12 protein-coding genes are annotated in these 13,072 nt (G+C 45.5%); 3 read left to right on the forward strand and 9 right to left on the reverse strand.

Annotation, left to right across the window (positions count from 1 at the left end):
• Position 1: 1 nt before the first annotated feature.
• From mfd to BUB18_RS13665, 3 genes are all read right to left on the reverse strand, one after another.
• Positions 2-3,373: a transcription-repair coupling factor gene (gene mfd / locus BUB18_RS13655; protein ID WP_073082733.1), complete on the reverse strand. Its 3,372-nt coding sequence runs from the start codon at positions 3,371-3,373 to the stop codon at positions 2-4.
• 120 nt (positions 3,374-3,493) lie between these two features.
• Positions 3,494-4,300, reverse strand: a complete 807-nt coding sequence (locus BUB18_RS13660; protein WP_143159947.1) for a hypothetical protein — start codon at positions 4,298-4,300, stop codon at positions 3,494-3,496.
• Between the two features lie 114 nt (positions 4,301-4,414).
• Positions 4,415-5,242, reverse strand: a complete 828-nt coding sequence (locus BUB18_RS13665; protein ID WP_073081793.1) for a hypothetical protein — start codon at positions 5,240-5,242, stop codon at positions 4,415-4,417.
• A 177-nt stretch (positions 5,243-5,419) separates the two neighbouring features.
• Between BUB18_RS13665 and BUB18_RS13670 the strand changes: the two genes are divergently transcribed.
• Positions 5,420-6,139 carry a ferredoxin--NADP reductase gene (locus BUB18_RS13670; RefSeq protein WP_073081796.1) on the forward strand — a complete coding sequence of 240 codons (720 nt, stop codon included), beginning with the start codon at positions 5,420-5,422 and terminating at the stop codon, positions 6,137-6,139.
• 42 nt (positions 6,140-6,181) lie between these two features.
• Here the strand turns inward: BUB18_RS13670 and BUB18_RS13675 are convergent, their stop codons facing one another.
• The 5 genes from BUB18_RS13675 to dtd form a co-directional block, all read right to left on the reverse strand.
• The gene (locus BUB18_RS13675) at positions 6,182-7,609 is read right to left on the reverse strand and encodes a glycine--tRNA ligase (protein WP_073081799.1); all 1,428 of its coding nucleotides are present in this window, start codon (positions 7,607-7,609) and stop codon (positions 6,182-6,184) included.
• An 82-nt stretch (positions 7,610-7,691) separates the two neighbouring features.
• Positions 7,692-8,630, reverse strand: coding sequence for a YihY/virulence factor BrkB family protein (locus tag BUB18_RS13680; protein WP_073081802.1), 939 nt, complete (start codon positions 8,628-8,630; stop codon positions 7,692-7,694).
• A gap of 8 nt (positions 8,631-8,638) precedes the next feature.
• The gene (locus BUB18_RS13685) at positions 8,639-8,965 is read right to left on the reverse strand and encodes a nucleotide pyrophosphohydrolase (protein ID WP_073081805.1); all 327 of its coding nucleotides are present in this window, start codon (positions 8,963-8,965) and stop codon (positions 8,639-8,641) included.
• A 111-nt stretch (positions 8,966-9,076) separates the two neighbouring features.
• The gene (locus BUB18_RS13690; RefSeq protein WP_073081808.1) at positions 9,077-9,589 is read right to left on the reverse strand and encodes a hypothetical protein; all 513 of its coding nucleotides are present in this window, start codon (positions 9,587-9,589) and stop codon (positions 9,077-9,079) included.
• Positions 9,590-9,813: 224 nt separating this feature from the next.
• The gene (gene dtd / locus BUB18_RS13695; RefSeq protein WP_073081811.1) at positions 9,814-10,266 is read right to left on the reverse strand and encodes a D-aminoacyl-tRNA deacylase; all 453 of its coding nucleotides are present in this window, start codon (positions 10,264-10,266) and stop codon (positions 9,814-9,816) included.
• A gap of 95 nt (positions 10,267-10,361) precedes the next feature.
• On the opposite strand from dtd, the gene arfB reads away from it, so the two are divergent.
• Together arfB and BUB18_RS13705 are read left to right on the forward strand one after the other, a co-directional pair.
• A complete protein-coding gene (arfB, locus tag BUB18_RS13700; RefSeq protein WP_073081814.1) occupies positions 10,362-10,763 on the forward strand; it encodes an alternative ribosome rescue aminoacyl-tRNA hydrolase ArfB in 402 nt (133 codons plus the stop codon).
• A gap of 20 nt (positions 10,764-10,783) precedes the next feature.
• Positions 10,784-12,319: an oligosaccharide flippase family protein gene (locus tag BUB18_RS13705; protein WP_083549952.1), complete on the forward strand. Its 1,536-nt coding sequence runs from the start codon at positions 10,784-10,786 to the stop codon at positions 12,317-12,319.
• 76 nt (positions 12,320-12,395) lie between these two features.
• Here the strand turns inward: BUB18_RS13705 and BUB18_RS13710 are convergent, their stop codons facing one another.
• Positions 12,396-13,034, reverse strand: a complete 639-nt coding sequence (locus BUB18_RS13710) for an MBL fold metallo-hydrolase (RefSeq protein ID WP_073081817.1) — start codon at positions 13,032-13,034, stop codon at positions 12,396-12,398.
• Positions 13,035-13,072 lie beyond the last annotated feature (38 nt).

Genomic DNA, 13,072 nt, shown 5'->3' on the forward strand with positions numbered 1-13,072 from the left:
ATCAGTTTCTGCTGTCGGTCATGCCTTTGAGGAAGTCGTACAGGTCGTTCATATTTTTGATTCGACTGGCTACCAGCATGAAGTTTTTACCTACCTGTTTGAGCTTGGCGTTGTTAGTACGGGTTTGGATATACGTTAATAAGTGATTGAACGTAGGGGATTCGAAGTAAGGTGAATCCGGGTTATTGATAAAGTAGCAGCGGAGGTTTTCTTCTTTGAGCATCATCTTCTCGAAGCCCAGCTGTATGGCCATCCAACGGCAGCGGATCATGGTCAGCAGGTCTTTTACCGGTTCCGGCATAGGCCCGAAACGGTCGATCAGTTCCGCTTCAAATGCTTTCAGTTTGGTTTCCTCCACAATGTTATCCAGTTCCTGGTAAAGGTTCAGGCGTTCCTGGATACTTTCTATGTAGGTATCCGGGATCAGGATTTCGAGGTCCGTGTCGATGGTACAGTCGCTCACGAAGTCCTTTTTCTCTTCCAGTTGCTCTTTAAAGAGTTCACGGAATTCGTTTTGTTTGAGTTCGCGGATAGCTTCGTCCAGGATTTTCTGGTACATATCGAAGCCAATTTCCGCCATAAATCCGCTTTGTTCCCCACCAAGGAGGTTACCGGCGCCGCGGATATCGAGGTCGCGCATGGCAATCTGGAAACCGCTGCCTAATTCGCTGTGTTGCTCCAGTGTTTGGAGGCGTTTACGGCTATCGCCGGGCAGCGTGCTCATAGGAGGAGCGAGCAGGTAACAGAAGGCTTTTTTATTACTACGTCCTACGCGGCCACGGAGCTGGTGCAGGTCACTCAGTCCGAAGTGGTGTGCGTTGTTGATGATGATCGTGTTGGCGTTAGGGATATCCACACCGCTTTCCACGATGTTGGTACATACCAGTACGTCATATTTCCGATCAATAAAATCGAGGATGACTTCTTCCAGCTGATGGCCTTCCATCTGGCCGTGGGCCGTAGCGATGGAAAGGTCAGGGCAGAGGCCCTGGATAAGGGCCGACATTTCACCGAGGCCTTTTACGCGGTTATATACGAAGTATACCTGGCCACCACGTTCGGTTTCGTAGTAGATGGCGTCGCGGATAAGGTCGTGATCAAACACGTGTACTTCCGTTTCAATAGGCTGCCTGTTAGGCGGTGGTGTATTGATGATGGAGAGGTCGCGGGCGCCCATCAGGGAGAACTGTAAGGTTCTTGGGATAGGCGTGGCCGTTAACGTGAGTGTATCTACATTATGCTTAATCTGTTTGAGTTTTTCTTTCGCGCTTACACCAAACTTTTGTTCTTCATCCACCACGAGCACGCCCAGATCTTTGAATTTAACATCTTTACCCAGCAGTGCATGCGTACCGATGATGATATCGATCTTACCTTCTTCCAGGCGTTTGAGTGTTTCTTTTTTCTCTTTGGCAGATTTGAACCGGTTCAGGTAGTCCACTGTGCACGGAAAATCTTTGAGGCGGTCAGCGAACGTTTTATAATGCTGGAATGCGAGAATCGTGGTGGGTACCAGTACGGCGGCTTGTTTTCCATCCACAATTGATTTGAATGCGGCGCGGATGGCCACTTCTGTTTTCCCGAAACCTACGTCGCCGCAAACGAGGCGGTCCATAGGAGCGGGAGCTTCCATATCCCGTTTAACATCTGCAGTGGCCTTACTTTGGTCAGGCGTATCCTCGTAAAGGAAGGAGGCTTCCAGTTCCGTTTGAAGGTAAGTATCCGGTGTATGGGAGAACCCTTGCTGTGCCTTACGTACAGCGTATAGTTGAATCAGGTCTTTGGCGATATCCTTAACCTGTGTTTTAGCTTTTTCTTTCAGCTTGTCCCATGCATCGCTACCGAGTTTGTTAACGCGCGGTTCCACACCTTCCTTGCCGGTATGTTTGCTGATTTTATGCAGGGAGTTGATGTTGACATACAACAGATCATTGTTCTTGTAAATGATCCTGATGGCTTCCTGCATTTTACCACCTACTTCAATTTTCTGCAAACCGCTGTATACGCCCACCCCATGATCGATGTGTGTAACGTAGTCGCCCGGTTGCAGCTCCCGCAGGGTTTTCATGGTAATTGCCTTATTCTTGTTATAGGCTTGTCTTACCTTGGATTTATGAAAACGCTGGAAGATCTGATGGTCAGTATAGCAAACCAGTTTCAGTGAATGGTCGATAAACCCTTTACTGATTGGAACCGGGATGGGATAAAATACAAAATCGGCTTTCAGATCCTCGAAGATGCTGCGCAAACGTTCCAGCTGGCGGGGATTGTCGGCGAATATGAAGAGCGCGTATTTATTTTTGTTATGTGTGGAGAGGTCTTTGAGCAGCATATCGAACTGCCTGTTAAACACTGGCTGTTCCTGCGTGTCAAAGGCGATTGTCTGGTGTTCTAGGCCATTTTCCTGTAACCAGTCTTTATTGCCGAAGATGACGGAGGTGCGCTTGGTCAGCTGTTCCATGATGACACCCGCTTTTACAAAGTCATCTTCTTTGAGCACCATTTCTTCATCTTCGTCTACCCGAACTTTATTGCCGGTTTGCAGAAAATCGTCCAGCCGTTGTTCCATTTGTTCAATGACACCACGAACGTATTCAGGATCTTTCATCCATACGATGGTATTGGCAGGAAGAAATTCGAGCAGGGAGGTTTTCTGGTGGTCTACACCTCGGGTGTCCATGTTGGCGATAAGCGTAACCTGGTTGAGTTTACGTTCACTCAGCTGGCTTTCCGGGTCGAAGAGGCGGATGGAGTCGATATCCTCACCAAACAGTTCAATACGGTAAGGCTTATCGTTTCCGAAGGAATAAATATCGAGAATACCACCGCGGAGTGCATATTGACCGGGTTCGTATACAAAATCGGTAAAGTGGAATCCCCAGGTTACCAGTTTTTCCAGGAGCTCATCCACCTTAAGTACATCGCCCACTTTGAGCTGTACCATGTTGGTATTAAAGGCCTGGATGGCGGCTACTTTTTCCCACAAAGCTTCAGGGTAAGTTACCAGGATCTTTTTATGAATGGCCGGGCCGGAGAATTTCATCAGCGCCTCAGTGCGCAGCATGCTATGGCTACTGTTGAGGTCGGCAAAGAGCCCTGTTTTTTTGAAAGAGTCGGGGAAATAGAAAATATCAAGCGCTTGCGACAGCTGTTCCAGGTCGTTTTGAAAATAGGCTGCCTCTTCTTTATCGTTGAGGATAAAGAGGTGATTGGCCTCTGCCTGTGACCATGCACTTACCGCCACAAAGTTAATGGCACTCCCTGCAAGGGATGATAGCTGGAAGTACTGTGGGGTAGGGGATTGCATCCCTTTCACCAGGGCATGGAGGCGGCTATCTCGCTGAAACTGATGTAATACGCCTTGTAAATTCATGAAGGATGCAAAGATACAAAGAAAAAAAATTTCAGAAACGGGGAGAATGTTAAAATAAAAGGAGGCCATCAGGCCTCCTTTACAATTATTGATTTTTTATAATAAATAGATAGATATCGTTTACTTTTTATATACAAATCTGATGCTTCCTGTTTGGAGATCTGACGACCCTTTCCATGTACCGCTAACCGGGTAGTTCTTGTCGTTGTATACGTAGCTATACGTTGTTTTCCATTCTATGTTTTCCTGCGAGGTTTTTTCCACTAATTCCACCACATTGTTTTCACTTAACCAGTTGACCTCTCCCTCTGTGAACATGGCTGCACGTACGCTTACAAATGGATTTTTCTTATCGTCGTATCTGTAGGTCATTGTCCTCAGGAAAGTTTCGGTGCTGCCACTGATATTTTCACGGCTAACAATTTTGGTTACGTTGTTACCGGTCCAGGTCAGCGTATCCTGGTACGTCAACTTACCATTTTCAAACGAAAAGGTGCGGATAAGTTGATTATTGTCGTTATATACCAGGGAGTCTTTGGTATTGTACACGTTTTCAACTTTATAAATCAACGCCGGACGGCCTTTAGCATCGTAGGTGATCAGCTGTCTGTCGGTAGACAATGTATCGTTGATATTACCGGTTTCTGAATAATTGATCCTGCTAAGCTTTCCGCTGGCGTACGTAAAGTAGTAGCCATTCGGAATATCTGCGGCATCGTTGGTAATAAGTTGTGCATTCAATGTACTGTCTGCATTGTATTTAAACAACCAGTTTATAGCACCTTTATCTTCTGTTTCTATTACAGAGTCCAGCAATGGAGCACCGGAAATAACGCCAGGCTGCCCTCCGCCTGGATTACCAGGATCAGGTGTTGGGTCGTCAGACTTACTGCAGGAAACAATACAAAGGGCCAATAAAGCTGGCAAGGATCCCAATAGGATTTTAGACATTTTCATAGTAAATGGAAATAATGATGAGTTGTTTTTAATATCAGAGATCAACTGCTTGCAGGATTTCTCTGATAAGTAATCATTCTGTTTTTACTTCTTATACACAAACCGGATAGTCCCATTGTCGGCCACCCCTTCACCCGTTTTTACATAAGTCGCACTGGTTGGATAATTTTTATCATTATAAGTATACGTGTATTTTGTATTGCGGGTAGGACCATTTCTAACCTCATAATTCATTTCAACCACATTGTTTTCACTCAGCCTGGATTTATCCTGAGCGTAAAACAGCGTGCTGGCTGGAACGCATAAATATGGATTCTTTTTTTCGTCGTACTTAAATGTATAGGTTTCCAGGTACACATCATTCTCCGTTCCGCCGTAATAGCGGGTAGCAGCGGTATATTTAGTCAGGTTTTTACCTGTCCAGGTGAGTGTATCTGAATTCTGAATATCGCCCGCATAAAATTTATACTTCCTTATCAGTTGATTCGCATCATTGTACACAAAAGAGTCGCGATTCGCCCAGTTATCAGGATTGATGATTACCAGCCTGCCTTTCGTATCGTAGCTGCACGCATAGCCATCCGTCGAATCCTTGATGTTAGCAGTCGGAGAAAAGACGTATCTCGTCATTTGTTTATTGATGTAAAGGAAAAAATTCCCGCTTTGGTTTCCCTCAGATCCGATGTAGATATCGGCAGCCTGTGTGCTATCCGTGTTATACCTAAAAGCGGTTGCCTCATTTCCAATTGGGTCAGCAGCAATCGTAACAACTGAGTCCAACAGGGGACGAGATTCCACTACCAACGGTGGCTCAGGATCAGGTGTAGCATCGTCCGACTTTTTACAAGAAAATAATGATAAGGCTAACAGGGAAAACATGGTTCCTGTTACAAGCAATGATTTCTTATTCATAGGTTAATTTTTACCGGGATTAAATACATCAATAATTATATAAAATTAATAAATATTAAATATCTAACTCATTTATAATTAAACATGATAAAATTAAGGGGAGAGATTTAATTGCACATGCGATACGTTGCCACGGGAATATTTGGTATATTCAGTATGAGAAAATCCTGATTCCACATGGTCGAAAACTGGTATACCGGCATCGTTACAAAAATTGTGGATGCCACACACAACACCCGTCGTTTCTGGATTAAAATACCTGAGCTGGAGCGGTTCGACTTCAAGCCGGGCCAGTTTGTGACACTCGACCTGCCCATTCATGAAAAGAAAAACAAACGCTGGCGCAGCTATTCCATCGCCTCACATCCGGATGGCAGCAATGAAATAGAGCTGGTAATTGTACTCCTGGAAGGTGGTGCCGGCAGCACCTATCTCTTTAATGAAATCAGGGAAGGGAGTGAGCTCACACTCAGGGGACCACTTGGCGTTTTCGTTCTACCGGAAACGTTAGAAACGGAGATTTTCTTTATCTGCACCGGTACCGGCATTGCTCCTTTCCGGGCTATGAGCCATTACCTGAAAAATCATGCTATTCCACACAATGGCATCCATCTCCTCTTCGGCAGCAGGTATGAAAAAGATCTGTTGTATGCAGATGAAATGCGACAGCTGGAACAGTCCTTTCCGGGATTTCATTACATACCTACTTTATCGCGCCAGGAGGACTGGAACGGCCGCAAGGGTTATGTACACAGTATTTACGAGGAAATGCTGCAGGATAAAAGGCCTGCCAACTTCTATCTCTGTGGCTGGAAAAACATGATTGATGAAGCCAAACAACGCATACTGGCTATGGGGTACGACCGGAAACAAATTCACCAGGAATTATACGGCTAGCCATAAAATAAAAAAGGTCCGGTAGTTACCGGACCTTTCGATTTATAAAATCTTGTTGAGTACGAGATTTCTGACTTCCGACATCGGAACGCGTTCCTGCTCCATGGTATCGCGATGGCGAATGGTAACAGTACCGTCTTCCTTAGTCTGATGGTCGATAGTTACGCAGAATGGCGTACCCACCGCATCCTGGCGGCGGTAGCGCTTACCGATCGCATCTTTCTCTTCATAAAAACAATAGAAATGCTGCTTGCACTCATCCATCAGCTGCTGTGCCAGTTCAGGCAAGCCATCTTTTTTGGTGAGCGGGAAGATAGCCAGTTTGGTAGGCGCCAGCTTAGCTGGTAAACGCAGTACTACGCGACTATCCTGTTTTTCAGGTGTGCTCAGGTCTTCCTCAGCATAAGCAGCACAGATTACCAGTAGGAACATACGGTCCAAACCAATGGAGGTTTCAATTACGTACGGTACATAGTTCTGGTTGATCTCCGTATCAAAGTACTGGATTTTCTTTTTGCTATATTCCTGGTGCTGTTTCAGATCGAAATCAGTGCGGGAGTGAATACCTTCCACCTCTTTGAAACCGATCGGGAATTCGAATTCGATATCCACCGCAGCATCAGCATAGTGCGCCAGCTTCACGTGATTTTTGAAGCGGTATTTAGCAGGATCAATACCCAGGCTCAGGTGCCATTGCATACGGGTTTCTTTCCATTTCTCATACCACTCCTTCTGAGAACCAGGGCGGATAAAGAACTGCATCTCCATCTGCTCAAATTCACGCATACGGAAAATGAACTGACGGGCCACAATTTCGTTACGGAAGGCTTTACCCACCTGCGCAATACCAAAAGGTATCTTCATCCTGCCCGTTTTCTGCACGTTCAGGAAGTTAACGAAAATACCCTGGGCTGTTTCAGGGCGGAGGTATATTTCACTTGCCTCATCGGTAACGCTACCCAACTGCGTAGAGAACATCAGGTTGAACTGACGCACATCTGTCCAGTTAACAGTACCGCTCACGGAGCAGGCAATTTTGTTTTCTTCAATCAATGCTTTCAGGCCGGCGTAGTCCTGCGCTGCTTCCAGTTGCTCCATGGTAGCCACGAGCGCCTTACCCTGCTCTTCGGGCAAAGTAGCTGCATAAGCCTCAATCAGGTGGTCCACACGGTAGCGTTTTTTGCTATCCTTGTTGTCGATCATCGGATCACTGAAGTTATCCACGTGACCGGATGCCTTCCAGGTGGTAGGATGCATGAATATGGCAGCATCAATACCCACGATGTTATCGTGGAGCTGAGTCATGCTCTTCCACCAGTAGTCCCTGATATTCTTTTTCAACTGGGCACCGTTCTGACCATAGTCATACACAGCGCTAAGTCCATCGTAAATTTCGCTGGACTGAAAGATAAAACCGTATTCTTTACAGTGCGATATAATCGCCTGGAATGTATTCTGATCTGTAGACATAGTTGCGCAAAGATAATTGGCAAAATTGAAAATACGGATGCAATTATTATTACATCTGTAATCAATTAGTAATTAAATAAAATTATTTTTTTGAGAGGGGTGTAACCGGTGTATTTCCGTCTTCCACTTCCCGTATCCAGATGGCGTAATCATTGGGGTATATACGGGACCCGAAGTATTGTACCCAAACCCTGGTGAATACCGCGCCGAAATACAATATAGCGGCGGAATAGTAAACCCACAGGAGTATAATAACAATGGAGCCGGCGGCCCCATAGGCTGAAGACACTTTACTGGCGCCCAGGTAATAGCCAATCGCAAACTTCCCGATCATAAACAACACAGCTGTGGCGATAGCGCCCACCATCACATCCTTCCAGCGGATGCGCGCATCCGGCAGCACCTTGAAAATAATGGCAAACAAGGAAGTGATCACCAGAAACGTGATCGCCAGGTTAGCCACATACAGGGTAAAATATTCTATCTCAGGAAATAAAGAAAGTAACCGGTGATTCAATACCTCCATTAAACCGTTTAACGCCAGGGACACCAGCAGGATGAAACCCATACTGATCACCAATGAAAACGACAATAACCGGTTTAATATCATCTTCACAATACCACTCTTTTTAGGCTTAGCCTTCAGCTTCCAGATGAAGTTAATGCTGTCCTGAATTTCCGCAAACACCCCGGTGGCACCAATGATAAGCGTCACCACCCCTACGATGGTTGCCCAGCTTACATCGCCGGACAAAGAAGCGTTCTGGATCATATTCTGAATCTGCACTGTGGCCTCATCGCCCACCATCGAACGGATCTGTGTATAGATACTGCCTTCTATGGATTCCTTACTCAGGAAAATATCACAGAGAAAAATAATGATGATCAGCATCGGGGCAATGGAAAATATGGTATAGTAGGAGAGTGCGGCACTCAACTTCAGTACTTTATCATCAATAAACTCGCCGCCCGATTGCTTCAGGACCTGCCAGATGATTTTAAGTCTGTTTAAAAACCGCATAACTTCGCTTACTTTAATTTGGGATTATTAATATGCCGGTCTGCATCCCGGATATTCTTTTTGTTGAAATTTTTCTCCAATGCGGCAGTCATGTCCACACCGGTTTGATTGGCGATACAAAGCAACACCCACATCACATCAGCCAGTTCATCCGCCAGTTCTTTTTTTGAATCCGACTCCTTAAAAGACTGCTCTCCGTACTTACGGGCCATGAGCCGCGCTACTTCCCCCACTTCTTCAGTCAGTATAGCCATATTGGTGAGTTCGCTGAAATAGCGTACTCCGGTAGTGTTAATCCACTGGTCAATCTGCTCCTGTGCTTCTTTGATCGTCATCTTTACAAAAATTATTAATTGTCCTAAAGATAACGAAAGAGTAAAAACAATGTTCAGGCCAGAAAGATTTTTCCGGCCTGAACATTTGTATAATTCGTGTATCCGTTAAAGTTATAAACCTATAGGAATATTAATTAAATAAGGGCTGATAGAGTCATTAACGGGCTTGTAAAAAGTACCTGCCTTGTCCATATATAGTCCCAACAGTGAGTATCCACAACAATTCAGGCCGTATTTAATGGTCAGCAGATAACTTGATTCCACACCGGCCGTGTTAATTTTCATTACTACCGGAACAGTAAACTCTTTTGTGTCAGGGCGCATCTGCATAACACTCAAAACCTGTTGCACGGAAGTACTGATATAAGCACTGGCCTTAGCCGAATCCGGGGATGATTTCAGTTCAAACTTAATGTCATTATACGACAATGAAATATTTTCCACCTGGATGCGGGCATCAGGGCCATATACCAGGTTTTTACCGGCAGCATCAACCAGACGGAAACGGAAATCCATTCCGGAATAGTCACAAATAATGCCTGCACAATCTTTTTTATTATCACTTCTGCGACAGGAGCTTACAGCCAGGATACACAACAGCAGGAATAAAAAATTTACTTTCATAAAGGGGTATTTTAATCAGTTATTCATACATCGGTATTTTCATAAAACGTCCCTGGCGCGCAGGAGTTACAGGATAAGATTAATGAGCGACGATGAAAATGGTGCAGGAGAATAACTGAGCGACACCCACCTGTACGTGGGATATTTAAATGGTTACTGGTATTTCCACCATCCCATCTTTTCCTGGTTTCCTGGTTAAACGTCCATGGTCAAAAAATAGTTACTTACTCCCTGTTTTTCGTATCAATAATTATAGTCACCGGGCCATCATTGAGCAGCTCCACTTTCATATCGGCCCCAAAAATCCCGCGCTGGATCGTGGTTTCCATGTCCTGCTCCAGCTGGGCGATCATTTTTTCATATAAGGGAATAGCTACATCAGGTTTGCTGGCTTTCAGGTAAGATGGACGGTTGCCTTTTTTCGTAGAGGCATGTAATGTAAACTGGCTCACCAGGAGAACGTCCCCATGGGCATCCTTTACCGACACGTTCATTACACCGGCATCGTCATTAAATATGCGCAGATTCACAATTTTACTGCTTAGCCACTGGATATCTTCGTGGGTGTCCGCATCCTCTATCCCCAGCAATACCAGCAGCCCGGTTTGTATGGCACCTGTTACCGTTCCCTCTACCGTTACCGATGCCTTGCTTACTCTTTGTATTACAGCTCTCATTATTGTGTATTTTTGCAGCCCGGAAATTACGCACAGTTTTTAATAACTTGCTCCGCTAAGTATATAATTTATATTACAGAGAGATATAATACATAATGACTATAGATGTAACGGCCGAACTCAGTTTCCGCACTGCAAGGAGCGGAGGGAAAGGTGGCCAGAATGTGAATAAGGTGGAAACAATGGTGGAAGGGTATTTCGATATATCCGCCTCCACACTGCTCACAGACGAGCAAAAGGCCACACTGAAAGAAAAACTCGCCAACCGCATTAACGCTGAAGGCATGCTGCTGGTAAAATCCCAGACAGCCCGCACCCAGCTGGGAAATAAGCAGGAAGTAATCCGCAAAATAAACGAGCTGATTTACAAAGCGCTCATTCCCCGCAAAAAACGAATTGCTACCAAGCCCACCAAGGCCATGGTCGAAAAACGCATCCAGTTTAAAAAGCGGCTGTCGGATAAAAAGCAGCAACGCAGGGGCAGAAACTTTGAATAACTTTACAAAAATCACAGGCTTTGAGCATAAAGAATCTGGCAGGACAAACGATCTTCTACGGCCTCAGTAATATAGTGAGCAAACTGCTCAATTATTTTCTGACCCCCTTTTACCTGGGCATACTCACCGCCGTATCCTACGGCGAAATGAATACCGCCTACGCCTATATCCCTTTTGCCAACATCGTACTTACCTATGGCATGGAAACCGCTTTTTTCCGGTTTGCCAAAAAAGACAATGAAAACCTGGTGCTCAGCACCTCTATGATTTCGCTGATCTTTTCCACCATAGGAGCCACCATACTACTCTTTCTGCTGCAGGGACCCATTCTCAACACCCATTCCGCTGAAATGGCCGGGGTAGCAGGGCATCCCTCGTTTTATTTTTATATCGTGCTGATCATGGCGTTTGACGCGCTCACCGCCATCCCTTATGCACAACTGCGACTGGAAAACAGACCATTGAAGTATGCATTTATTCGTATATCCAATATCGTTACCAACGTATTTTTCAATGTTTTTTTCCTTTACCTCTGCCCAAAACTCTATGACGCCGGCCACCACTGGCTGCCGGATGTGATGGGAGGAGGCGCCACCCTGGGCTACGTTTACCTCAGTAACCTGCTGGCCAGCGGCCTCACCCTGCTCATGTTTTTCCCACAGATCAAAGGCCTCAAATGGCAGTTTGATAAAACACTGTGGAAGGAAATGATCACCTATTCCCTCCCGCTGATCATCGTAGGAATGGCGGGAATGGTAAACGAAACCTTTGACCGTGCGTGGTTTCTGCCTACCTTCCTGCCGGTGGACAGTGAAGAAAAAAAGAAATACCTGATCGGAATCTACAGCGCCAACTACAAGCTGTCGATCCTCATCAATATGTTTATCCAGGCCTTTAAACTGGGCGCCGAGCCGTTTTTCTTTAAGCAGGCGGAATCGGACAGTAACCCGCAGAAAACCTATGCCCGTATCATGAAAATCTTTGTGGTGCTGCTATGCTGTATGTTCCTGTTTGTAAGTCTTTACCTGAATATCTGGAAGATCTTCCTCCGCAAGCCGGAGTACTACGAAGGCCTTACCATCGTGCCACTGCTCCTGATGGGATACATGTTCCTGGGGGTATATTACAATCTCACCATCTGGTTTAAACTCACCAATAATACCAAAGCGGGCGCCATCATCACCCTGATCTCAGCAGGTATGGCCATTTTGCTCAACTGGTGGTGGATCCCGATCATGGGTTACTTCGGGGCGGCCCTGGCCACCATGGTATGCTACCTCGCACAAATGGTAATCTGCTACCTGTGGGGGCAAAAGTATTATCCGGTGCCTTACCATCTCCCTAAAATAATTACCTACATGGTATCCGCTATAGGTCTGTATTACATCTATAACTGGATCAATGTCACCTTCCTTTCGCCTAATAACATTTATGCGATCAGGGGATCGTCGCTGGCAGTAGCTACCGTCTTCTTCCTGGGGTACCTGTTGTTTATCTTCCGGATGGAAAAGCGGGAGTTTGCAAAACTGCCGGTGATAGGGAAATTCATTAAATAAAAAAAAGAGGTTGCCGGGACCGCAGGTCCCGGCAACCTCTTTCGACCCCATACCGAAGGTATGGGGTCGAAAGAGGTTAGTTCAGAAAAGGATTATGCTGCTTCTCATACCCAATAGTAGTAGCAGGCCCGTGCCCCGGATACACCACCACATCGTCCGGCAACACAAACAGTTGGGTACGAATGCTGTTCAGCAATGTTTCGTGGTCGCCACCAGGCAAATCCGTACGCCCTATACTATCACGGAACAATACATCTCCCCCTATAATAATTTTTTGAGCCGCACAATAAAAAGCCACACTGCCCGGAGAATGCCCCGGTACCAGCAGAATCTCAATTTTATTATCCCCGAAATCAAAGATTTCACCAGCCGTCAGATAAGCGCCAGGCATGGGAGAGGGCGGAAAAGGCATATTGTACATATTCCCCACCTGCTGGGAAAGGTCCAAAATCGTTTGTTCGTTGGGGTGAATCTCCGGTCTGACCTTATAGGTTTCTGACACAAGTTTGTTACCGAAGATGTGATCCAGATGGCAGTGAGTGTTCAGCAGCCTCGTAACAATTAGCCCCTCCGTTTGTATATATTGTAATAATTCTTTTCTTTCGTTCTCAAAATAACAGCCCGGGTCTATAATTATGCATTCCTTTTTTTCGTTAATAAGCAGGTACGTGTTTTCCTGCATAGGACTGAAGGTGAAATGGTGAAGTTCGATCATGTTACCCGATTTTTAGCTAATTTGTAAACAGATCACAA

It is taken from the genome of Chitinophaga jiangningensis, assembly GCF_900142605.1.
Lineage (GTDB): Bacteria > Bacteroidota > Bacteroidia > Chitinophagales > Chitinophagaceae > Chitinophaga > Chitinophaga jiangningensis.

Excerpts from the sequence above, each read along its gene's own strand:
- BUB18_RS13710 (WP_073081817.1), bottom strand. The coding sequence starts at position 13,034 with ATGATCGAACTTCACCATTTCACCTTCAGTCCTATGCAGGAAAACACG.
- BUB18_RS13690 (WP_073081808.1), bottom strand. The coding sequence starts at position 9,589 with ATGAAAGTAAATTTTTTATTCCTGCTGTTGTGTATCCTGGCTGTAAGC.
- dtd (WP_073081811.1), bottom strand. The coding sequence starts at position 10,266 with ATGAGAGCTGTAATACAAAGAGTAAGCAAGGCATCGGTAACGGTAGAG.
- BUB18_RS13685 (WP_073081805.1), bottom strand. The coding sequence starts at position 8,965 with ATGACGATCAAAGAAGCACAGGAGCAGATTGACCAGTGGATTAACACT.
- BUB18_RS13665 (WP_073081793.1), bottom strand. The coding sequence starts at position 5,242 with ATGAATAAGAAATCATTGCTTGTAACAGGAACCATGTTTTCCCTGTTA.
- mfd (WP_073082733.1), bottom strand. The coding sequence starts at position 3,373 with ATGAATTTACAAGGCGTATTACATCAGTTTCAGCGAGATAGCCGCCTC.
- arfB (WP_073081814.1), top strand. The coding sequence starts at position 10,362 with ATGACTATAGATGTAACGGCCGAACTCAGTTTCCGCACTGCAAGGAGC.
- BUB18_RS13670 (WP_073081796.1), top strand. The coding sequence starts at position 5,420 with ATGGTCGAAAACTGGTATACCGGCATCGTTACAAAAATTGTGGATGCC.
- BUB18_RS13675 (WP_073081799.1), bottom strand. The coding sequence starts at position 7,609 with ATGTCTACAGATCAGAATACATTCCAGGCGATTATATCGCACTGTAAA.
- BUB18_RS13680 (WP_073081802.1), bottom strand. The coding sequence starts at position 8,630 with ATGCGGTTTTTAAACAGACTTAAAATCATCTGGCAGGTCCTGAAGCAA.